Raw genomic sequence first — 20,360 nt, 5'->3', positions numbered from 1 at the left:
AAGCATGCTAGGCCCTTCGCACGAAAGGGCGAACCGTGAAACGACGGGGAATGTGGCGGTTTATCCGCAGCCCAGGGTTTGCCCTCCGTCGCCGCGTGAAATCCGTCGGCGCGGAGGACCGCCGAGGGAGATCAGCGCTTGAGGCGGAACTCCGCCGCCTGCGCATGCGCCTGCAGACCCTCGCCGTAGGCCAGGGTGGCAGCGATGGGGCCGAGCACCTGGGCGCCAGCCTCGCTGACCTCGATCAGGCTGGAGCGCTTCTGGAAGTCGTAGACGCCCAGCGGCGAGGAGAAGCGCGCCGTGCCAGAGGTCGGCAGCACGTGGTTCGGCCCGGCGCAGTAGTCGCCGAGCGATTCGCTCGTATAGGCACCGAGGAAGATCGCCCCCGCGTGGCGCAGCAGCGGCTCCCAGCGGTGCGGATCGTCGCTGGAGACTTCCAGGTGCTCCGGGGCGATGCGGTTGCTGATCTCGCAGGCCTCTTCCATCGACCGCGTCTGGATCAGCGCGCCCCGCCCTTCCAGCGAGGCGCGGATGACGTCCTTGCGCGGCATGCCGGGCAGCAGGCGCTCGATGGCCTCGCGGACCTGGGCGATGTAGCCGGCATCCGGGCACAGCAGGATGCTCTGCGCCATCTCGTCGTGCTCGGCCTGACTGAACAGGTCCATCGCGACCCAGTCCGGCGGCGTCGTGCCGTCGGCCAGCACGAGGATCTCGCTCGGGCCCGCGATCATGTCGATGCCGACCTGGCCGAAGACGTTCTTCTTGGCGCTGGCGACGTAGGCGTTGCCCGGACCGGTGACCTTGTCGACGCGCGGCACCGTCGCGGTGCCGTAGGCCAGCGCGGCCACCGCCTGGGCGCCGCCGATGGTGAACGCCCGATGCACGCCGGCGACGTAGGCTGCGGCCAGCACCAGCGGGTTCTTCTCGCCGCGCGGGGTCGGCACGACCATGACGATCTCGGGCACGCCGGCGACCTGCGCCGGGATGGCGTTCATCAGCACGCTCGACGGATAGGCAGCCTTGCCGCCCGGCACGTAGATGCCGACCCGGTCCAGCGGCGTGACCTTCTGGCCCAGCAGCGTGCCGTCCTCGTCGCGGTAGCTCCAGCTCTCGCCGCAGGCCTGCTTCTGGCGCTCGTGATAGCTGCGCACGCGCGCCGCGGCCTGCGTCAGCGCCTTGGCCTGATCGGCGGGCAGGCCATCGAAGGCGGCCTTCAATTCCTCGCGGGTCAGCTCCAGCGACGCCAGCGACGCGGCCTGCAGACCGTCGAAGCGCGCGGTGTAGTCGAGCACCGCCGCGTCGCCCCGGGCGCGCACGTCGGCCAGGATCTCGGCGACACGCGTCTCGATGGCGGCGTCGGTCTCGGCCGACCAGTGCAGCACGCGCTGGAACTGGGCCTCGAAGTCGGCGTCGGCGGTGTTGAGGGTGCGAAGGGACGTCGTCATGGCGGGCTCCGGGCGGCAGATCAGGCCGAGGATCAGGCGGAAGGAATGGCGGAAGCGATCGCGTCGATCAGCGGCTTGAGCGCCTCGCGCTTGAGCTTGAGCGCCGCCTGGTTGACGACCAGGCGCGAGGAGATCTCCATGATCCGTTCGACCTCGATCAGGCGGTTGGCCTTCAGCGTACTGCCGGTGGAGACCAGGTCGACGATGGCGTCGGCCAGACCTGTCAGCGGCGCCAGCTCCATCGAGCCGTAGAGCTTGATCAGGTCCACGTGCACGCCCTTGTCGGCGAAATGCTGGCGCGCGATGGTGGTGTATTTGGTCGCCACGCGGAGCCGCGAGCCCTGGCGGACGGCATGGTCGTAGTCGAAGTCGTCGCGCACGGCGACGCTCATGCGGCACGCCGCGATGCGCAGGTCCAGCGGCTGGTACAGGCCCGCGCCGCCGTGCTCGATCAGCACGTCGCGGCCAGCCACGCCGATGTCGGCGCCGCCGTACTCGACGTAGGTCGGCACGTCGGTCGCGCGCACGAGCACGACGCGGACTTCAGCCTGATTGGTCGGGAGGATCAGCTTGCGGGAGCTGTCCGGGTCTTCGAGCACCTGGATGCCGGCGGCGGCCAGCAGCGGCAGGGTCTCTTCGAAGATGCGGCCCTTGGAAAGTGCCAGGGTGATCATGCGGGGTCCTCGGTGAACGCGCGCTTCGCGGAAAGCGCTTCGGGCTGTGGCCTCGGTCGTTCAGGGGGACGGCAGCGGGTTCACCGGACGGGGACACACCGCCACCCGCCTGCAGGCCGGGTGGCTGTCAGTGATGGTGGTGCGCGGTGCCTTGCTGCGCGAACTCGTCGGGGGTCAGCGTCTTCATCGACAGCGCGTGGATCTGCTCGCGCATGCGATCGCCCAGCGCCTGGTACACGCGCTGGTGGCGCTTGATCCGGCTCAGGCCCTCGAACTCGGCCGACACGATCGTCGCGAAGAAATGGCGTCCGTCGCCCTCGACCTGGAGCTCGCTGCAAGCGAGTCCCTGGGCGATGTAGCTCTGGACTTCTGCGGGGGTCGGATCGGCCATGATGGAGCGGGATTCTACCCGGGTGCTTCCCGGACGCTCCCAGCGCCCGGTTTCGTGATTCGAGAGGCCGGGCTTGCGTCGCCCGGCCGGAGAGATCGCTCAGTGGCGGATCTTGTAGCCGCGGCGCAGCAGTTCCAGCGCGATGGCCGCGACCGCCGCGAAGGCGATGGCGACGACGCCCAGGCTGACCCACGGCGAGACGTCGCTGACGCCGAAGAAGCCGTGGCGGAAACCGTCGATCATGTAGAAGAACGGGTTCAGGTGGCTGACGCCCTGCCAGAACGGCGGCAGCGAGTGCACCGAGTAGAAGACACCCGACAGGAAGGTCATCGGCATGACGATGAAGTTCTGGAAGGCGGCCATCTGGTCGAACTTCTCCGCCCACAGGCCGGCGATCAGGCCCAGCGAGCCCATCAGCCCGGCGCCCAGGATGGCGAAGGCCAGCACCCACAGCGGATTGGCCATGCCCGGCGGCGCGAACCACACGGTCGCGATGAACACGCCCGCGCCCACCATCAGGCCGCGCAGGATGGACGCGCCGGCGTAGGCCAGGAACCAGGCCCAGTGCGACAGCGGCGTGACCAGCAGGAACACCAGGTTGCCGGTGATCTTGCTCTGGATCAGCGAGGAACTGCTGTTGGCGAAGGCGTTCTGAAGCACGCTCATCATCACCAGGCCGGGGATGAGGAAGCTGGTGTAGCCGACGGTGCCGTAGACCTTGACGTGGTCCTCCAGCACATGGCCGAAGACCAGCAGGTAGAGCACGGCGGTCAGCACCGGGGCGCCGACGGTCTGGAAGCCGACCTTCCAGAAGCGCAGCACTTCCTTGTAGAACAGCGTGCGCGCGCCTTCGAGGCGGATGGGGAAGTGGCTGGCGCTCATGTGCGGTTCCCCTGCATGATTTCGAGGAAGACGTCCTCAAGGTCGGCGCGGCCGATCTCCAGGTCTTCGATGGGGACGGCGGCTTCGCGCAGGGTGGCGAGGATCTGTTCGACCTCGGCCGCGTCGTGCGCGGTGATCTGGACGATGCGGCCGGTGCTGCGGGCGCGTTCGGACAGGGACAGCGGCAGCGCCGAGTCCGTCTTGAACTGCAGCATCGTGGAGGCGGTGCCCGCGAGCAGCTCCGACGTGCGGTTGAGCGCGACGACCTTGCCCTGCTTCAGCATCGCGATGCGGTGGCAGAGCGCTTCGGCCTCTTCCAGGTAGTGCGTGGTCAGCAGGACGGTGTGGCCTTCGCGGTTCAGGCGCGCGATGAACTGCCACAGCGTCTGGCGCAGTTCCACGTCGACACCGGCGGTGGGCTCGTCCAGCACGATGACCGGCGGGCGGTGCACCAGCGCCTGCGCGACCAGCACCCGGCGCTTCATGCCGCCCGAGAGCTGGCGCATGTTGTTGTGGGCCTTGTCGGCCAGACCGAGGTTGAGCAGCAGCTCATCGATCCAGTCGTCGTTGTTGCGCACGCCGAAGTAGCCGGACTGGATGCGCAGGGTCTCGCGCACGCTGAAGAACGGGTCGAAGACCAGCTCCTGCGGCACGATGCCGAGCTTCTTGCGGGCCTCGGCATAGTCGTCGACGACGTCATGCCCGAGCACCGACACCTGGCCCCCGCTGGCGCGGGACAGGCCGGCGAGGATGCTGATCAGGCTGGTCTTGCCGGCGCCGTTGGGGCCCAGCAGGCCGAAGAACTCGCCGGGCTGGATGTCGAAGCTGACGCCGTCCAGCGCGCGGAACTGGCCGTCGCGGTAGGTCTTGCTGACATTGCTGAAACGCAGGGCGGGCGGACCGCCGGCCGGCACGGACATGGCGGCCGACTGTTGTGGGGGGCTTGCGGGCATGGGCGGCGATTGTAGGCAGCGGCCCCGTCCCGCGCTGGCCTGGGGTCATGACAGAATGCGCCCACCTCCCCCACCCCTCAACGCCCCCGGGCCCATGGCCACCAAGAAGCCGCGCCGCACCGCCGAACGCATCCTCGAAGTCACGCTGGACCTGTTCAACCGCTTCGGCGAGCCGAACGTGTCCACGACGCTGATCTCGGCGGAGCTCGGCATCTCGCCCGGCAACCTGTACTACCACTACCCGGCCAAGGACGAGCTGATCAACGCGCTCTTCAACCGCTACGACAAGGCCTTGTCGGAGCTGCTGGGGGCGGTGGGCAACGTGCGCAACGTGGAGGACGCCTGGCTGTTCTTCCACATGCTGTTCGAGCTGATCTGGCAGCACCGCTTCCTGTACCGCGACCTGAACGACCTGCTGTCGAAGAACCGCAAGCTGGAGACGCACTTCCAGCACGTGCTGGAGCAGAAGACGCAGGCGATGGCGGGGCTGCTGGGCGGACTGCAGGCCAGCGGCGCGCTGACGATGCAGGTCCGCGAGGCGGTGCCGACGGCCAACGCGATGGTGGTGCTGCTGAGCTACTGGCTGAGCTACGAATACGTGCGCGATCCGCGCAACGCGCTCGAGCCCGAGCAGGCCGGCGAGGCGCTGATGCGCGGCGCCTTCCACGTGCTGGGACTGCTGCTGCCGTATCTGGAACCGACCTCGCGGGACCACCTGTTCCAGCTGGCGGGGAAGTATCAGCCGCAGGCGGGCGGCGGCACGGCCTGACCCCCGCTGGCGAACCCGCCAAGGCGCGCGCCAAGGAAGGCACTGGCTAACACCGCGACCGACGACGGACCTCCGCACAAACCCTGGATTCGTGCGAAGCCGGACCCCCTGGTCGCGGTTGGCGGCGGAAAACGACACCCTATAAATTAGGGATATCGTATTCACCGACATCAAGGGACCGATTCCATGAAGCGCATCCTGACCACCGCCGCCCTGCTGGCCCTGATCGCCCCGATGGCCCACGCCGCCACCGCCGAGAACGCCGACGCCAAGGCCCTGCGCGCCGAGTGCGCCAGCCAGCACGCCGTGAAGTTCGAGCAGGCCGCCGCCGCCAACGAGTACCGCTTCGTCTACAACCGCGGCGAGTACCGCGGCGAAGCCACCAGCGGCCAGGCCATCTCCTGCGGCCAGACCCAGTACGCCGAATACCTGGCCAGCGCCGACCCGGTCCGCGTGATGTCCGCCTACCCGACCGCCGCGGGTCGCCCGCAGCCGGCCAAGAAGGCCTCGGCCGCCAAGTGATGTCGAGACGCCGGTTTCCGGAATGACGAACGCCGCCCTCGGGCGGCGTTTTGCATGGCGGCGGACCCGGGTCCGTCGCGCCGGGGTCAGGCCTTGACCTCCCACGGCAGCATCAGCGCGAGCGTGAGCAGCTGCTGGAACTCAGGCCCGAAGTGGGCCACGATGCGCTCCGGATCGGGACACAGGCCGGCGTCGGCGATCAGCCCGAACTGCACCTGACCGGCATAGGTCAGGATGCTGATGCCCAGGCTCATGTCGCCCGCCTGCGGCGCCCAGAACATCACCCGCTCGACGGCCGAGCCGCACAGCTGCAAGGCCTGCGCCGGCCCCGGCACGTTGGTCATCAGCGCCGTCGCCTTGCGCGAGAGCGTCTTCAGCATCGCCCGCTGCGCGGCCTTCTCGACCGACCCCGAGGTCGCCATCAGGCCCATGGCCAAGGCCGGCTGCAGGCTGTTCTTCAGCGCCTGCGTCTGCGCGTGCACCGCGTAGAGCCGCTTGACCGGATTCGTGATGCCGATGGGCAGCGGCAGCGGCACCATGCCGAAGCGGTTGCCCAGTTGCCACGCCGTTTCCAGCGGACGCAGGTTCACCGGCACCAGCGCGCGGATCTCCTGGCCCTCCGTGTCGTCGCCGTGTTCGCGCAGGTAGAGCCCCAGCGCGCCGGCGACGCAGTTCAGCAGCACGTCGTTCACCGAAACGTTCATCGACTTGCCGACGGCCTTGACGGCGTCCAGCGGCAGCGGCGCGCCCCAGGCGACGCGCTTGGCGCGACCGGCCTTGCCCTTGAGGCGGGTCTTCGCGTCGTCCGGCGCTTCGGTGAGCGCGGCGGCGTCCTTGAGCACCTGCCTGCCCAGGCGCTCGGCCGGCGAGTCCTGCGGCGTCCCGGCGCCGGCGTGCTCCTGGATCTCGCGAACGGTCCAGGCATTGATCGGCTTGACCATCGCATCGGCCAGCCATTCGGGCTCGGCGGCGTCGTCGAGCACGGCCTTCGCGCCCTTGCCCGTCTTCCCTGCCTTGCCCGACTTCGCCGTCGGCAACGCCGACGGCACGGCACCGCCGTCGGTGATCGACAGCAGCACCGCGATCAGCGCGATGCCGTCGGCGATGCAGTGATGCACGCGCGCGATGAGCGCGCTGCTGCCGTCGTAATGCTCGATCAGATGCAGCTGCCAGAGCGGACGCGATGGGTCGAGCGGCTCCGCGGCGAGATCGGCGAGCCGGTCCTGCAACGCGCCTTCGAGCGGCCGGCCGCGACGCCGGTTCAGGGTCTCGGGGACGACGTGCCGCGTGATGTCGACCTCGGCGTCCTCCACCCACCAGGCGCTGTCACCGGCCTCGACGACGCGCTGCCTGAAGCGCGGGAAGCGGAGCAGCCGCTCGGCGACGCGTGCACGCAGGTCCTCGAGCGACACGTGCGGTTTCAGCAGCAGCACGCCGTGGATGATCATCCGGTTCGCTTCGGTGTCCAGGCGCAGCCAGGCGGTGTCGACCTTGGACATCGGCTCGGCGCCCTTCGGCAGGCCGTCCGGCCGGTCGGCGCCCTTCGTCCTCTTGTCGGTTCCGTTCCCGTTGCCATTCCCGGAAGCCTTGCCCAGCGTCTTCGCGACGGGCGCACGCGTCGCGGGGGCGGCCTTCGACGACTTGGGCTTGGCGCTCCGCAGGGGGGACGGTCTGGATGCGGCGGGGGTGGGCAATGCGGTCTCCTGGACGGGCGAGGCAGAGGACGAAGTGAAGGACGAGACAAAGGACGAGGCGATGGAGCCCGGATCATCCGCCATCTAGAGAGGCGACCCCAGTCCGAACGTGGGGGTGGGGTGGGTAACATCGCGACCGTCCGTCCCGATTGTCGCCAACGGGACGCCCTGCTCACCGCCACGGGAGACACACCATGAGCCTGAAGGACCAATTCGACGCCGCCGTCGCCGATTCCAAGAATCTGCCCGAGCGCCCGGACAACCAAACGCTGCTGAAGCTGTACGCGCTGTTCAAGCAGGCCAGCGCCGGCGACGTCGAGGGCGACCGCCCCGGCATGACGGACTTCGTCAACCGCGCCAAGTGGGACGCGTGGAAAGCCCTCGAAGGCAAGACCAACGATGAAGCCATGCAGGACTACATCGATCTGGTCGAAGGCTTGAAGTAAGACCTCAAGTGCCGGCGCCCGCGCCGGTCAAGCCATGAGGCCGCCTCGCAAGGGCGGCTTCGTCGTTTCCGGCTGAGGGCTCTGCGGAGAGTCGCGCATTCTCAGCGCGCCAACTCCGCCCGCCGCTCTTCCTTCGGCAGCTTCGCCAGCCGCTGCACCTCGGCGTAGAAGCGAGGCCAGTCGGCGCCCTGGCGCTCGAACAGGCGGACGAAGTCCGGCACCAGGTCCGTGTAGCTGCCCTGGATCGCCAGCGCCGGCGTGTTCAGGCCCAGCACCCAGCGGTCAAAGCGCGTGTCGCCGTTCCAGCGGTCGCGCTTGATCGCCTCGTAGTCCGCGCGCAGCTTGGCGAAGGCCGCGGCCTTGCCCGCACGCTTCTCGTCGTCGCTGGCCGTGCTGCGGAACACGTCCTGGAGCTGGTCCCGCGTGGACTTGAGCAAGACCTGGATCTCGTCCTGGCGGCGCCGCGACTGCTCGTCGTCGCGCAGCGCCTCGGGCCGGTCCTTCAGCCAGCGCCCCACACCGATCTGCTCGACAGCCGTCGCGAAGCTCTCGTTGAACGCGGTGTCATCGTTGGCGTACGCCACCTGGTGGGCCAGCTCGTGGAAGATCATCCGCGCCAGCTGGGCCTCGGGGTAGCGGATGAAGGTGTTCAGCAGCGGATCGCCGCCCAGCCAGTTGCTCCATCCCAGCGACGAGTACGCCGGCACGCCGTAGACGTAGGGCTCGAGGCCCTCCTTGCGGAGTTCCTGCGCCAGTTCGCGCGCATCGTGCGGGTCGAAGTAGCCGCGGTAGCCCGCGCAGCCCATGATCGGATAGCACCAGGTCTTGAGCTGCAGGCTCAGCTCCGGCGTCGCGACGACGTTCCACACCGCCGAGCCGCGCTTCAGGTCGGCGTAGCGGCGGTAGCTGTCGTTGTCCGGCAGCTTCAGTTCCGATGACGCGTAGTTGCGCAGCGACTTCGACAACTCGAGCTGCCTGCGCACTTCCGGATCCAGGTCTTGCTGACCCAGCCACTCGTCGACCGGCTTGGCCGAGCGCACCAGCGACAGGTGCCCCGACAGCGACTGCCCGTAGTACGACAGCTGCGCGCAGCCGCCGAGCGCCGTCATCGCCAGCAGCAGCGGCGCGGCCAGCAGGACCAGGAGCCATCGTCGCGCGCGCTTCGTCATCGTTCCCAACATCGTTCCGGGCATCGTTCGGTGAGTCTTCCCGTGACGCTCAGGCCGCGGACACCTCGACCAGGCAGTCGTAGAAGCACGGTGCTCGGCCCAGGTCGGTCAGCCGCTGGTGCGTGACCTCGTTGACGTTGCGGCCGTCCGCGCCCAGCTTGCGCCACCAGATGCCCAGCCCGTGCACGACGCCCTCCCGGGCGCGGGCGCTGACGTCCAGCCGGCACGCATAGCTGCCGCGATCGTTGAACACGCGCACCAGCTGGCCGTCGCCGAGTCCGCGCGCCGCGGCGTCGGCGGCGCTCATCTCGAGGACCTGTTCGCCCTCAATGTCCCGCAGGCTCTTCACGTTCACGAACGTGCTGTTCAGATGGTTGCGCGCCGGCGGCGAGATCATCGCCAGCGGATACCGCGCCGCCAGGGACGGGTCGCTCGTCCGGCTCTCGTAGTTGGGCACATAGTCCGCGCCGCGCGCGTCGGCCTTGCCGTTCGACGACGGGAAGCCGCCCTCGGCGAACGGCGCCTCCGCCAGCGGCAGCTTGAACCAGCCGCGTTCGCGCAGTTTGGCGAGATCGACGTCGTCGCGGAAGGCCTGACGCAGCAGCGCCTCGTCGTCATCGTGGAAAGCGGGCTCGTCGAAGCCCATCGCCGCCGCGAGGTCGCGGAAGATCTGCGTGTTCGGGCGCGCCTCGCCGACCGGCGCGATCGCCGGTTCGTTCAGCAGCACGTCCGTGTGGCCGTAGCTGGTGTGGATGTCCAGGTGCTCCATCTGCGTCGTCGCCGGCAGCACGTAGTCGGCCAGGTCGGCGGTGTCGGTCATGAAGTGCTCCAGCACCACCGTCAGCAGGTCCTCGCGCTCGAAACCCGCCACCACCTTCGGCGACTCCGGCGCCACCGCGACCGGGTTGCTGTTGTAGACGATCAGCGCCTCGACCTTCGGGCCGAACGCGGGCGATGCCTCGCGCAGCAGGTCGTCGCCGATCGTGCTCATGTTGATCGTCCGCGAGGCTCGTCCGGCGCGCAGGTCCGGGCGCTCCAGCGCCGGGTTCTTGAACGGCGCGAACCAGCCTGAACTCGACAGCAGCAGCCCGCCCGCGCGATGGCGCCAGGCGCCGGTCAGGCACGGCAGCAGCGCGATCAGCCGCACCGCATTGCCGCCGCCGCGCACGCGCTGCATGCCGTAGTTGAGCCGGATCGCGGCCGGGGCCTGCGTCCCGTAGTCCCGAGCCAGGCCGCGGACCTCGTCCGCCGTCAGTCCGCATTCGGCCGCCGTGCGTTCGGGCGTCCAGGCGAGCGCCCGTTCGCGCAATTCGCCCCAGCCGTCAACGTGCCGGAAGAGGTAGTCGTGATCGAGCCAGTCGTTGGCGATCAACTCATGCATCAGACCCAGCGCCAGCGCGCCGTCCGTGCCCGGCAGCAGCGCCAGATGCTGATGGCACTTGTCGGCGGTCTCGGTCTTGCGCGGATCGATGCAGACCAGCTTCGCGCCGTTGCGCTTGGCCTGGTTGGCGAAGGTCCAGAAATGCAGGTTGGAGGCGATCGAGTTGCTGCCCCAGATCACGATCAACTTCGATTCCGCGAAGTGCGGCAGGTGCATGCCGACCTTGTGCCCGTAGGTCGCCGCCAGCCCCGCGCCGCCCGCCGACGCGCAGATCGTGCGGTCCAGGCAGGACGCGCCCAGCCGGTTGAAGAAGCGCCCTGCCATCGCCTCGCCCTGCAGCATCCCCATCGTGCCGGCATAGCTGTAGGGCAGGATCGCCTGCGGATCGCGCGCCGCGATGGCGGCCAGCCGGCCGGCGATCTCGGCGATCGCCTGGTCCCAGCCGATGCGCTCGAAACGCGGCGGCTCGTGCTTGGCGCTGACGCGCTTGAGCGGATGCAGCACCCGTTCCTCGTGATACGTCCGCTCGGGATAACGCGACACCTTCGTGCACAGCGCGCCGTGGGTGCTCGGATGGTCGGGCTGGCCCTGCACCTTCACGACCTTGCCGTCCTCGACCGTGATGCGCAGCGCGCAGGTGTCCGGGCAATCGTGCGGACACGCGCCCTTGACGAATCGCGTGCCGCGGTCGGCGGCCTGTGGCGGGGAGTTCACGACGGGTTCAGAGAGCACGGACGACATGCGTCAACTATTGCACAGGCGCCACACCCTTGCGATTTCTTACCCGAGAGAGCGACAGCGCTGGACACACGAACCGCTAAGCTCGCAGGCCAGGAGGCCGAAATAGGTCGTGTCGAGTCTCCTGGCGCGCTGTCCCTCCTCCGGCGGACGCCACAATATCAATTCGAACCCCTCTGGGAGTCCCCTTTGGATCGCCGCCAACTTCTCGCCTCCGCCAGCGCCCTGGGCGCGCTCGCCACCCTGCCCATTCCGACGGCCGTCCGCGCACAAGGCAAACGCCTGGTGCTGGGCCAGTCGGTACCGCTGACCGGCGCCGCCGCCCAGTTGGGCATCCAGATGCAGGCCGGCGCCAAGCTGTTCTTCGACGCCCAGAACGCCGCCGGCGGCATCAACGGCAACACCATCGAACTGCGCACGCTGGACGACGGCTACGAGCCCGACCGCTGCAAGGCCAACACCGAGAAGCTGATCGCCGACGACGTGTTCGCGCTGTTCGGCTACGTCGGCACCCCGACCTCGCTGGCCGCGCTGCCGCTGGTCAACCAGGCCAAGATCCCCTTCGTCGCGCCCTTCACCGGCGCGGAAGCCCTGCGCGATCCGTTCAGCCCGTGGGTCTACCACGTGCGGGCCTCGTACTACGACGAGACCGCCCTGATCGTGAAGCAGCTGACCCAGCTGGGCCTGATGCGCATCTCGGTTTTCCACCAGAACGACGCCTACGGCAAGGCCGGCCTGGACGGCGTGCTGCGCGCGATGAAGCCGCTGGCGCTGCAGCCGCAGGCCATGTCCACCGTCGAGCGCAACAGCGTCGACGTCGCCAAGGCCGTGAAGGACCTGGTGCAGAGCGGCTCGCCGCCCGAGGCCATCGTCATGATCAGCGCCTACAAGAGCTGCGCCGCCTTCATCCGCGCCGCGCGCAAGGCCGGCTACGGCGGCGTGTTCTACAACGTGTCCTTCGTGGGCACGCAGTCGCTGCTGGACGAGCTCGGCCAGGACGCGATGGGCGTGGTCGTCAGCCAGGTCATGCCCTACCCGTTCGGCTCGCAGGTCGGCGTGGTCCACGAGTACCAGCAGGCCGCCACCAAGGCCGGGCAGAAGTTCAACTACACCGCCATCGAGGGCTACATCGGCGCCAAGGTCATCAGCGAAGGCATCCGCCGCATGACCCGCCCGACCCGCGACGGCCTGGTCGCGGCGCTCGACACCCTGTCGAACTACAACGTCGGCGGCTTCAACGTGAACTTCAAGCCCAACAAGCATGTCGGCTCGAGCTTCGTCGAGATGACGATGCTGACCAACGACGGGCGCGTGAAGCGCTGACCCGCCCTCCCCCGGGCAGACCCGGGCGCCGGATCGCACGCCGCTGACGGCGCCCTTCCGGACCCGCGGGTACACTGGTCCGACCACAGCGGCGCCGCCCTGAGCGGCGCCGCGGCCTTTCTGGCCCGCGGCACGCCCGACGCTGTCGCGACGACATCGGAGTGCCCGCACATGAAGCTGATCGAACCCATCCTGGCCGACGCTCCGGCCATCGCCAAGCTGCGACGCGACCTGCACGCGCATCCTGAGCTCTGCTTCCACGAGGACCGCACCGCCGACGTGGTCGCGAAAGCCCTGACCGACTGGGGCATCGAGGTCCACCGCGGCCTGGGCAAGACCGGCGTGGTCGGCATCATCAAAGGCCGCGACGGCGGCGCCAGCGGCCGCACGCTGGGCCTGCGTGCCGACATCGACGCGCTCCCGATCACCGAGCACAACACCTTCGCCCACGCCAGCAAGCACCCCGGCAAGATGCACGCGTGCGGCCACGACGGCCACACCGCGATGCTGCTGGCCGGCGCCAAGCACCTGGCGGCGCAGCGCGACTTCGACGGCACCGTCTACGTCGTGTTCCAGCCGGCGGAGGAAGGCGGCGGCGGCGCCCGCGAGATGATCAAGGACGGCCTGTTCACGAAATTCCCGATGGAAGCCATGTTCGGCATCCACAACTGGCCGGGCATGGCCGCAGGCCAGTTCGCGCTGAAGAGCGGACCGGTCTTCGCCTCGAGCAACGAGTTCCAGGTCCGCATCAAGGGCAAGGGCGCGCACGGCGCGATGCCACACCTGGGCACGGACCCGGTGGTCGTGGCCGCGCAGCTGGTGCAGGCCTACCAGACCATCATCACCCGCAACAAGCGGCCGATCGACGCGGGCGTGATCTCGGTGACGATGATCCATGCCGGCGAGGCCACCAACGTCATCCCGGAGAGCTGCGAGCTGCAAGGCACGGTCCGCACCTTCACGCTGGAGACGCTGGACCTGATCGAGCGCCGCATGAAGCAGATCACCGAGGCCACGGGCGACGCCTTCGAATGCGAGTGCGAGTTCTCCTTCCACCGCAACTATCCGCCGACGATCAACCACGCGGCCGAGACCGGATTCGTCCGCGGCGTGCTGACCGAGATGCTGGGCGCGCCCAACGTGCAGGAGTTCGAGCCCACCATGGGCGCCGAGGACTTCAGCTACTACCTGCAGGAAGTGCCGGGCTGCTACTTCCTGATCGGCAACGGCGACGGCAGCCACCGCGAAGGCGGCCACGGCCTGGGGCCCTGCATGCTGCACAACCCGAGCTACGACTTCAACGACGAGCTGATTCCGCTGGGCGGCTCGATGTGGGTCCGGCTGGTGGACGCCTGGTTCAAGCAGCCGCGGCCCGTCAAGGCCTGAGCCCCGGCGCCTCCTTTTCCGACAACGTCCAGCCTCCCGCCCGATGACCGCTCCGATCGCGCCCGACCAGGAAAAGACCGTCCTCGACGACACCCACCGCTGGCTGCAGCGGGCGGTGATCGGCCTGAACCTGTGCCCCTTCGCCAAGAGCGTCGAGGTCAACCAGCGGCTGCGCACCGTGGTCAGCGCGGCGCGCACGCCTGAGGACCTGCTCAAGGACCTGGCGCATGAGCTGCTCTCGCTCAACCGCGCCGACCCGGACGAGACCGAAACCACCTTGCTGGTCCATCCCTGGGTGCTGAACGACTTCCTGGACTTCAACGACTTCCTCGGCGCCGCCGATGCGCTGGTGGAGGACCTGGACCTGGACGGCGTGCTGCAGGTCGCGAGCTTCCATCCGGACTACCAGTTCGACGGCACCGAGGCGGACGACGTCGACAACCTCAGCAACCGCTCGCCCTACCCCACGCTGCACCTGCTGCGCGAGGAGAGCATCGAACGCGCCGTCGAGACCATGCCCGACACCGACGCGATCTACGAGGCCAACATCGACACGCTGCGCCGCATCGGCCGCAAGGGCTGGGACGCCCTGGACGTCGAGGCCAAGCTGCCGCTGGCCCAGCGCACCACGCGCGAGGACTGAGGACCGATGTCCTGATTTGACCGCGACTGGTCCGCCGGCGGCGCGACGGCGGGCGCGGTCGCCGGCACGATGACTCCCATCAACCACCTGATGGAGTCCTCGATGACCACCGCTTCGAACACCGCCGCCACCCCCACAACCGCCGTCCTACTGATCGACGTCCAGGAGTCCTTCCGCCATCGTCCCTACTGGGACGACGCCACCTGGCCTGCCTTCCAGGAACGCACCAACGCCCTGCTCGACGGCGCCGCCGCCCGCGGCCTGCCGATCATCCGCATCCTCCACAGCGACGGCCCGGAGACGGCGGACAACCCGTTCTCGCTCGTCAGCGGCCACGTCCGCCCGCTCGACGGCCTGGCGCAGGTGCCCATCGCCGCCGAATTCCTCAAGCGCCGCCACAGCGCGCTGGTCGGCACCGGGCTGTCGGTGTGGCTGACCGAACACGGCATCCGCCGCCTGATCGTCGCCGGCATCCGCACCGAACAGTGCTGCGAGACCACCACCCGCCACGCCAGCGACGAGGGCTGGACCGTCGACTACGTGACCGAGGCGACGCACACCTTCCCGATCCCGCACGCCAGCGGCGTCGTGGTCGGCGTCGACGACCTCAAGCTGCGCACCGAGGTCGCCCTGCAAGGCCGCTTCGCCGACATCGTGACCGTCGAGCAGGCGCTGGCCCGCGCCGCCTGAGCGCATACTGCGGCGATGTCCCTTTCCGACTCCCATCGCGACACGGGCGGCCGCACGGACGCCGACCTGGGCACCGGTCGGGGTGCCGGGCCCATCGACGTCTGGATCCTGGTCGAGCGCCACACGCTGCTGCTCGACCTGGCCGGTGCCGCCGAGGCGCTCCGTCTCGCCAACCAGGCGCTGCGCCGGCGCGGCGAGCCGGAAGCGTTCCGCCTGCGCTACTGCGCCGCGAGCGAATCGGCTTCGACCTCGGTGGGGCTGACGCTCGCCGCGCTCGAACCGCTGCCGGAACTCAGCCCGAGGGATTGGCTGATCCTGAGCGGACGGCGTCACCCGCATCCGGACGATCCGCCGACTGAGACCGTCGATCGGGAAGAGGAGCTGCGCATCGAGCGCTGGCTGCACCGCGAAGGCACCGCGCTGCTGGCCGGCGGCCAGGGTCGGCTGCTGAGCATCTGCGCCGGTGCGCTGCTGGCGGCGCGGGCGGGATTGCTCGACGGCCGCCGCTGCACCACCCACCACGAGGCGCTGGACGCGCTGCGCGACGCCGCCCCGCGCGCCGACGTTCAGGCCAACCGCGTCTTCGTACTCGACGGCCCGCTGGCCAGCAGCGCCGGCATCACGGCCGGCATCGACCTGGTGCTCGCGCTGATCGCCGAGCACTGCGGCGAGGCGATCGCCGCCTCGGTCGCGCAGGTGATGGTCGTCTACCTGCGCCGCGGCGCGCAGGATCCGGAGCTCTCGCCGATGCTCGCGAACCGGCACCACCTCCATCCCGCGCTGCACCGCGTGCAGGACGCGGTCTGCGGCGACCCGCGCGCCGACTGGAGCCTGGCCCGCATGGCCGAGGTCGCGCATGTCACGCCGCGGCACCTCACGCGTCTCTTCACCCAGCACGGCGGCACCACACCGCTCGACTACCTGCGCGCGATCCGGCTCGAGCTGGCGCGGCGGGAACTCCAGCGCGGCGTGCGGCCCGCCCAAGCGGCGCTCGCCGCGGGTTTCAGTTCGGATCAACAGCTCCGTCGCACACGTCGACGCCTGAGCGCCGACGCCTGACGTCGCCAGGCGCGGAACGGCTGTCGAAGTGCATCGAGACGGCGGAGCCGGTACCCCTCTGAACGAACCCTGAGCGAAGCGAAGACTGTGAGAGAAGAGGGGTACCGGCTCCGCCGTCTGTGCTCCTTGCGACCGCCACCCTGGGGCTGGCCCGGGGATTGCCCCGCGCCCCCAAGCGTCTACCGACTTAGCACAAACTGCATAAATCCAAGTCAAGCGGGTTTCGTGCACTTCTGGTAACTTGCGCGCCCACAGTGAACGAGGAGCGGCATTTGAACGATTGGTTGAAGCGACTGGAGGCCCTGGATCCGGCCCGTCTGGCGGGCATGCGCCGCGGCGTGGAGAAGGAAAGCCTGCGCGCGCAACCGAGCGGCGGCTCCCTCGCGCTGACCCCGCATCCGACGGCGCTGGGCTCCGCGCTGACGCACGAGACCGTCACCACCGACTTCAGCGAATCGCAGCTCGAGCTGATCACCGGCGTGCACGCGTCCGCCGAGGACTGCGAACGCCAGCTCACCGAGATCCACCAGGCCGTCTACCGCTGCCTGGGGAACGAACTGATGTGGGCGTCGAGCATGCCCTGCCTGCTCCCCGCCGACGAGACCATCCCCATCGGCCGCTACGGCGCCTCCAACATCGGCCGGGCCAAGAGCGTCTACCGCATGGGACTGGGCCACCGCTACGGGCGGCGCATGCAGACGATCTCCGGCATCCACTACAACTGGTCGATGCCGGGCCTGGACAACGCGGACCACTTCGCGCTGATCCGCAACTTCCGCCGCCACTCCTTCCTGCTGCTGACGCTGTTCGGCGCCTCGCCGGCGCTGTGCGCGAGCTTCGTGGCCGGCCGCGACCACGGCCTGCAGCCGCTGACCGACGGCACGCTGCACATGCCCTACGGCACCTCGCTGCGCATGGGCCGGCTCGGGTACCAGAGCGATGCGCAATCCTCGCTGGCGGTCAGCTACAACAGCATCGACGGCTACGCCGCCTCGCTGCAGGACGCGCTGACGCGCCCCTATGCGGCGTACGAGAAGGTGGGCGTGGTCAATCCGGGCGGCGAGTACAACCAGCTGTCCACGACGCTGCTGCAGATCGAGAACGAGTTCTACGGCACGATCCGCCCCAAGCGCACGATCCGCTCGGGCGAGCGCCCGCTGCATGCGCTGCGCGAGCGCGGCGTCGAGTACATCGAGGTCCGCTGCATGGACCTGGATCCGTTCGAGCCGGTCGGCATCGCCGCCGGGACGATGCGTTTCCTGGACCTCTTCCTGCTGCACTGCTGGTTGACCGACAGCCCGAACGACACGCCGGACGAGCTGGGCGCGCTGGCGCGCAACCAGCATCGCACCGCGTCGGCCGGCCGCGAGCCGGGCCTGAAGCTGGAGCGCCGCGGCGGCGAGGTATCGCTGCGCGACTGGGGCCGCGAGCTGCTGGCCGAGTTCGCGCCGATCGCGGCCAAGGTCGACGCGGCACTGGGCGGTGCGCTGTACCGCGAGGCGCTCGCGCAGGCGGTCGAGCGCTGGGACGATCCCGACCAGTTGCCGTCGGCCCGCGTGCTGGCGGCGATGCGCGCGCAACATGAATCCTCGCACCTGGCCTTCGTCGCGGCGCAGTCGGAGCTGTCGCGCCGCCATGTGCTGGAACGGCCGCTGCCGGACGGCCTGATGGCCCGTTTCGACCAGTCGGCGCACGCCTCGCTGGAGGCGCAGGCCGCCATCGAGGCGGCGGACACCGTCGACTTCGAGACCTTCCGCCAGCAGTACCTCGATCCCGCGCAGTTGCGCGGTTGAACGTCGCTCAGCGTCGCTCAGCGACGCTCAGCGACCTTCAGCGGCGCTCAGCCCGGCAGCGACGAGCTGCGCAGCTCGTCGTGGCGCTTCTGCAGTTCCTGGCGCAGCTTCTTGCGTTCGAGTGCCGCGTCCCAGCGGCGCTTCTCGTCCGGGGTCGTCGGCGTGCGCGGGGGCACCGGCACGGGGCGGCCGTCCTCGCCCACCGCCACCATCGTGAAGAAGCAGCTGTTGGCATGCCGCACCACCTGGTCGCGGATGTTCTCGGTGACGACCTTGATGCCGATCTCCATCGACGAGGTGCCGGCGTAGTTCACCGTCGCCAGGAAGCTGACCAGCTCCCCGACGTGGATCGGCTGGCGGAACATCACCTGGTCCACCGACAGCGTCACCGTGTAGCGGCCTGCATAGCGGCTAGCGCATGCGTACGCGACCTGGTCGAGCAGCTTCAGGATGGTGCCCCCGTGCACGTTGCCGGAGAAATTGGCCATGTCCGGCGTCATCAGCACCGTCATCGTGAGTTGATGGGAAGGCAGGTCCATGGCGCGGGATCCGGCATCGGATCAGGGAGTGGGAGAGTGGTCGCCATGGTGCCAGAGTCCGGGATGGCTGCGGCTCACTCTTATGGCGCTTGCCGCTGACACGGGCGTCGGTTAGGGTGCGCGGCAGGAGGTTCCATGGTCCAGGTCCAGCAGCAGAGCATCATCGAGACGCGCGGTGCCCAGATGTTCCCCGCGCTCGGTGTCGCCGACATCGCGCGCGTGGCGCGTTTCGGCCGTTTCCGGCGTTATTCCCAAGGCGAATGGGTGGTCCGTGCCGGCGACACCGGCATGGGCATGATCCTGATCCTCAGCGGCGAGATCACCGTGTCGCAGCGCGACAGCCTCGGCCATGTGACGCCGATCCACCGGCACGGGCCCGGCGGTTTCCTGGGCGAGGTCGGCCAGCTCAGCGGCCGGCCGTCCTTCATCGACGCGATCGCCGAGACCGAGGTCGAGGCCGTCGACGTCAGCCCACCGCAACTGCGCGCGCTGCTGATCGCCGAGGCCGACCTGGGCGAACGCCTGACCCGCGCCTTCATCCTTCGCCGCGTCGGCCTGATCGAGGCCGGCGCCAGCGGCGCGACGTTGATCGGCCGGGGCAAGTCCGCGGCGGTGATGCGGCTGCGCAGCTTCCTGGGCCGCAACGGGTATCCGCACCAGCAGCTGGAGCCCGACCAGAACGACGACGCCAAGGCCTTGGCCGACCAGTACATGACCGAGGGTGTGCAGATGCTGGTCATCTGCCCCGGCGGCGAGGTGCTGGTCGACCCGACGGACGATGAAGTCGCCCGCTGCATGGGCATCGTCGACATGCGCGAGCGGACCGAGCTGTTCGACGTCGCCATCATCGGCGCCGGCCCCGCGGGTCTGTCGTCCGCCGTGTATGCGGCGTCCGAGGGGCTGTCGGTGCTGGTGCTGGACTGCCGCTCCTTCGGCGGCCAGGCGGGCGCGAGCTCGCGCATCGAGAACTACCTCGGTTTCCCCACCGGCATCTCCGGCCAGGCGCTGGCGGGCCGGGCCTTCGTCCAGGCCCAGAAGTTCGGCGCCGACATGCTGATCCCCGCCAAGGTCACCCAGATGAGCTGCGAACGGCAGGGCATGGAGGATGAACTCCACCTGTCGCTGGAGGACGGCCGCAAGGTGCGCGCCCGCACCGCGGTGATCGCCACCGGCGCGCGCTACCGCCGCCCCGAGATCGACGCGCTGACCCGTTTCGAAGGCCGCGGCGTCTGGTACTGGGCCTCGCCGATCGAGGCTCGCATCTGCAGCCGGCAGACGGTGGTCATCGTCGGCGGCGGCAATTCGGCGGGACAGGCGGCGGTGTTCCTCTCCAACCACGCGGCCAAGGTCATCATGCTGATCCGCGGTCCGGGGCTGGCGGCCACGATGTCGCGCTACCTGATCGACCGCATCCAGGGCACGGCCAACATCGAGCTGCAGCCGCACCAGGAGCTGAAGGAACTCGAAGGCGGCGACGCGCTCGAAGCGGTGACCTGGCGCGACCGTCGCAACGGCCAGGAGAAACGTCTCGCGCTGCAGCACCTGTTCATGTTCATCGGTGCCGAGCCGGAAACCGGCGTGATCGCCGAGTGCGGACTGGAACTCGACCAGGCCGGCTTCATCATCACGGGCCGCGCCTGCGCCTGCCCGCTGTCCGAGTACAAGCCGGAGCCGCTGGAATCGAGCATCCCCGGCGTGTTCGCCGTCGGCGACGTGCGGTCGGGCTCGGTGAAGCGCGTCGGCGGCGCGATCGGCGAGGGCGCGCAGGTCGTCGCCAGCATCCACCAGTACCTGGCCCGCCAGGATGCGGCCCGCGCGGAACGCCTCAGCCCCGCCGCCGTCGCTCGCGTGACGGTCTGAGCG

The 20,360-nt window shown here is 69.3% G+C and carries 20 protein-coding genes; 11 read left to right on the top strand and 9 right to left on the bottom strand.

Going from position 1 to position 20,360, the window contains the following annotated elements:
• Positions 1-131 precede the first annotated feature (131 nt).
• The 5 genes from hisD to VF536_RS20145 form a co-directional block, all read right to left on the bottom strand.
• Positions 132-1,445, bottom strand: coding sequence for a histidinol dehydrogenase (gene hisD / locus VF536_RS20165; protein ID WP_331616655.1), 1,314 nt, complete (start codon positions 1,443-1,445; stop codon positions 132-134).
• A gap of 32 nt (positions 1,446-1,477) precedes the next feature.
• Positions 1,478-2,119 carry an ATP phosphoribosyltransferase gene (gene hisG, locus VF536_RS20160; RefSeq protein ID WP_331616654.1) on the bottom strand — a complete coding sequence of 214 codons (642 nt, stop codon included), beginning with the start codon at positions 2,117-2,119 and terminating at the stop codon, positions 1,478-1,480.
• 127 nt (positions 2,120-2,246) lie between these two features.
• Entirely contained in the window at positions 2,247-2,510 is a 264-nt protein-coding gene (locus tag VF536_RS20155; RefSeq protein WP_088408428.1) for a BolA family protein, read from the bottom strand.
• 99 nt (positions 2,511-2,609) lie between these two features.
• Positions 2,610-3,392: an ABC transporter permease gene (locus VF536_RS20150; protein WP_331616653.1), complete on the bottom strand. Its 783-nt coding sequence runs from the start codon at positions 3,390-3,392 to the stop codon at positions 2,610-2,612.
• Positions 3,389-4,345 (bottom strand): ABC transporter ATP-binding protein, encoded by a 957-nt coding sequence (locus VF536_RS20145; protein ID WP_331616652.1) that lies wholly within the window; start codon positions 4,343-4,345, stop codon positions 3,389-3,391. The genes VF536_RS20150 and VF536_RS20145 overlap by 4 nt, the downstream gene beginning before the upstream one ends.
• A gap of 94 nt (positions 4,346-4,439) precedes the next feature.
• Between VF536_RS20145 and VF536_RS20140 the strand changes: the two genes are divergently transcribed.
• Together VF536_RS20140 and VF536_RS20135 are read left to right on the top strand one after the other, a co-directional pair.
• A complete protein-coding gene (locus VF536_RS20140) occupies positions 4,440-5,114 on the top strand; it encodes a TetR/AcrR family transcriptional regulator (protein ID WP_331616651.1) in 675 nt (224 codons plus the stop codon).
• A 186-nt stretch (positions 5,115-5,300) separates the two neighbouring features.
• Positions 5,301-5,636 carry a hypothetical protein gene (locus VF536_RS20135; RefSeq protein WP_331616650.1) on the top strand — a complete coding sequence of 112 codons (336 nt, stop codon included), beginning with the start codon at positions 5,301-5,303 and terminating at the stop codon, positions 5,634-5,636.
• Positions 5,637-5,722: 86 nt separating this feature from the next.
• Here VF536_RS20135 and VF536_RS20130 read toward each other — a convergent pair whose 3' ends face one another.
• Positions 5,723-7,135, bottom strand: coding sequence for a wax ester/triacylglycerol synthase family O-acyltransferase (locus VF536_RS20130; RefSeq protein ID WP_331616649.1), 1,413 nt, complete (start codon positions 7,133-7,135; stop codon positions 5,723-5,725).
• Between VF536_RS20130 and VF536_RS20125 the strand changes: the two genes are divergently transcribed.
• Together VF536_RS20125 and VF536_RS20120 are read left to right on the top strand one after the other, a co-directional pair.
• Complete coding sequence (locus tag VF536_RS20125) at positions 7,128-7,418, top strand: hypothetical protein (RefSeq protein ID WP_331616648.1); 291 nt, start codon at positions 7,128-7,130, stop codon at positions 7,416-7,418. The genes VF536_RS20130 and VF536_RS20125 overlap by 8 nt on opposite strands.
• Positions 7,419-7,524: 106 nt before the next feature.
• Positions 7,525-7,776 (top strand): acyl-CoA-binding protein, encoded by a 252-nt coding sequence (locus VF536_RS20120; protein ID WP_088408435.1) that lies wholly within the window; start codon positions 7,525-7,527, stop codon positions 7,774-7,776.
• Positions 7,777-7,877: 101 nt separating this feature from the next.
• On the opposite strand, the gene VF536_RS20115 is transcribed toward VF536_RS20120, so the two are convergent.
• Both VF536_RS20115 and VF536_RS20110 read right to left on the bottom strand, forming a co-directional pair.
• Positions 7,878-8,945 (bottom strand): aminopeptidase, encoded by a 1,068-nt coding sequence (locus VF536_RS20115; protein WP_331616647.1) that lies wholly within the window; start codon positions 8,943-8,945, stop codon positions 7,878-7,880.
• 49 nt (positions 8,946-8,994) lie between these two features.
• Positions 8,995-11,067, bottom strand: coding sequence for a molybdopterin-containing oxidoreductase family protein (locus tag VF536_RS20110; RefSeq protein WP_414710418.1), 2,073 nt, complete (start codon positions 11,065-11,067; stop codon positions 8,995-8,997).
• A 186-nt stretch (positions 11,068-11,253) separates the two neighbouring features.
• Here VF536_RS20110 and VF536_RS20105 point away from each other — a divergent pair, with 186 nt between their 5' ends.
• The 6 genes from VF536_RS20105 (at position 11,254) to gshA (ending at position 17,958) form a co-directional block, all read left to right on the top strand.
• On the top strand, positions 11,254-12,387 hold the full coding sequence (locus VF536_RS20105; RefSeq protein ID WP_414710417.1) for an ABC transporter substrate-binding protein: 1,134 nt from the start codon (positions 11,254-11,256) through the stop codon (positions 12,385-12,387).
• A 171-nt stretch (positions 12,388-12,558) separates the two neighbouring features.
• Positions 12,559-13,773, top strand: a complete 1,215-nt coding sequence (locus tag VF536_RS20100) for a M20 aminoacylase family protein (RefSeq protein WP_331616645.1) — start codon at positions 12,559-12,561, stop codon at positions 13,771-13,773.
• A 43-nt stretch (positions 13,774-13,816) separates the two neighbouring features.
• Positions 13,817-14,416 carry a DUF1415 domain-containing protein gene (locus tag VF536_RS20095; RefSeq protein WP_331616644.1) on the top strand — a complete coding sequence of 200 codons (600 nt, stop codon included), beginning with the start codon at positions 13,817-13,819 and terminating at the stop codon, positions 14,414-14,416.
• 102 nt (positions 14,417-14,518) lie between these two features.
• Entirely contained in the window at positions 14,519-15,106 is a 588-nt protein-coding gene (locus tag VF536_RS20090) for a cysteine hydrolase family protein (protein ID WP_331616643.1), read from the top strand.
• Between the two features lie 15 nt (positions 15,107-15,121).
• Positions 15,122-16,165 carry a GlxA family transcriptional regulator gene (locus tag VF536_RS20085; protein WP_331616642.1) on the top strand — a complete coding sequence of 348 codons (1,044 nt, stop codon included), beginning with the start codon at positions 15,122-15,124 and terminating at the stop codon, positions 16,163-16,165.
• 272 nt (positions 16,166-16,437) lie between these two features.
• Positions 16,438-17,958, top strand: a complete 1,521-nt coding sequence (gene gshA / locus VF536_RS20080; RefSeq protein WP_331616641.1) for a glutamate--cysteine ligase — start codon at positions 16,438-16,440, stop codon at positions 17,956-17,958.
• Between the two features lie 47 nt (positions 17,959-18,005).
• Here gshA and VF536_RS20075 read toward each other — a convergent pair whose 3' ends face one another.
• Positions 18,006-18,497, bottom strand: a complete 492-nt coding sequence (locus VF536_RS20075; RefSeq protein ID WP_297525873.1) for an acyl-CoA thioesterase — start codon at positions 18,495-18,497, stop codon at positions 18,006-18,008.
• Positions 18,498-18,632: 135 nt separating this feature from the next.
• Between VF536_RS20075 and VF536_RS20070 the strand changes: the two genes are divergently transcribed.
• Positions 18,633-20,357: an FAD-dependent oxidoreductase gene (locus VF536_RS20070; protein ID WP_331616640.1), complete on the top strand. Its 1,725-nt coding sequence runs from the start codon at positions 18,633-18,635 to the stop codon at positions 20,355-20,357.
• Positions 20,358-20,360 lie beyond the last annotated feature (3 nt).

The organism is Roseateles sp. (assembly GCF_036486225.1).
Lineage (GTDB): Bacteria > Pseudomonadota > Gammaproteobacteria > Burkholderiales > Burkholderiaceae_C > Roseateles.
This window is presented reverse-complemented; position numbering and strand designations above follow the sequence as displayed.

Excerpts from the sequence above, each read along its gene's own strand:
- VF536_RS20085 (WP_331616642.1), top strand. The coding sequence starts at position 15,122 with ATGTCCCTTTCCGACTCCCATCGCGACACGGGCGGCCGCACGGACGCC.
- VF536_RS20145 (WP_331616652.1), bottom strand. The coding sequence starts at position 4,345 with ATGCCCGCAAGCCCCCCACAACAGTCGGCCGCCATGTCCGTGCCGGCC.
- VF536_RS20155 (WP_088408428.1), bottom strand. The coding sequence starts at position 2,510 with ATGGCCGATCCGACCCCCGCAGAAGTCCAGAGCTACATCGCCCAGGGA.
- VF536_RS20135 (WP_331616650.1), top strand. The coding sequence starts at position 5,301 with ATGAAGCGCATCCTGACCACCGCCGCCCTGCTGGCCCTGATCGCCCCG.
- VF536_RS20110 (WP_414710418.1), bottom strand. The coding sequence starts at position 11,067 with ATGTCGTCCGTGCTCTCTGAACCCGTCGTGAACTCCCCGCCACAGGCC.
- hisD (WP_331616655.1), bottom strand. The coding sequence starts at position 1,445 with ATGACGACGTCCCTTCGCACCCTCAACACCGCCGACGCCGACTTCGAG.
- VF536_RS20115 (WP_331616647.1), bottom strand. The coding sequence starts at position 8,945 with ATGACGAAGCGCGCGCGACGATGGCTCCTGGTCCTGCTGGCCGCGCCG.
- VF536_RS20075 (WP_297525873.1), bottom strand. The coding sequence starts at position 18,497 with ATGGACCTGCCTTCCCATCAACTCACGATGACGGTGCTGATGACGCCG.
- VF536_RS20120 (WP_088408435.1), top strand. The coding sequence starts at position 7,525 with ATGAGCCTGAAGGACCAATTCGACGCCGCCGTCGCCGATTCCAAGAAT.
- VF536_RS20140 (WP_331616651.1), top strand. The coding sequence starts at position 4,440 with ATGGCCACCAAGAAGCCGCGCCGCACCGCCGAACGCATCCTCGAAGTC.
- VF536_RS20150 (WP_331616653.1), bottom strand. The coding sequence starts at position 3,392 with ATGAGCGCCAGCCACTTCCCCATCCGCCTCGAAGGCGCGCGCACGCTG.
- VF536_RS20095 (WP_331616644.1), top strand. The coding sequence starts at position 13,817 with ATGACCGCTCCGATCGCGCCCGACCAGGAAAAGACCGTCCTCGACGAC.
- hisG (WP_331616654.1), bottom strand. The coding sequence starts at position 2,119 with ATGATCACCCTGGCACTTTCCAAGGGCCGCATCTTCGAAGAGACCCTG.
- VF536_RS20070 (WP_331616640.1), top strand. The coding sequence starts at position 18,633 with ATGGTCCAGGTCCAGCAGCAGAGCATCATCGAGACGCGCGGTGCCCAG.
- VF536_RS20100 (WP_331616645.1), top strand. The coding sequence starts at position 12,559 with ATGAAGCTGATCGAACCCATCCTGGCCGACGCTCCGGCCATCGCCAAG.
- VF536_RS20090 (WP_331616643.1), top strand. The coding sequence starts at position 14,519 with ATGACCACCGCTTCGAACACCGCCGCCACCCCCACAACCGCCGTCCTA.
- VF536_RS20130 (WP_331616649.1), bottom strand. The coding sequence starts at position 7,135 with ATGTCCAAGGTCGACACCGCCTGGCTGCGCCTGGACACCGAAGCGAAC.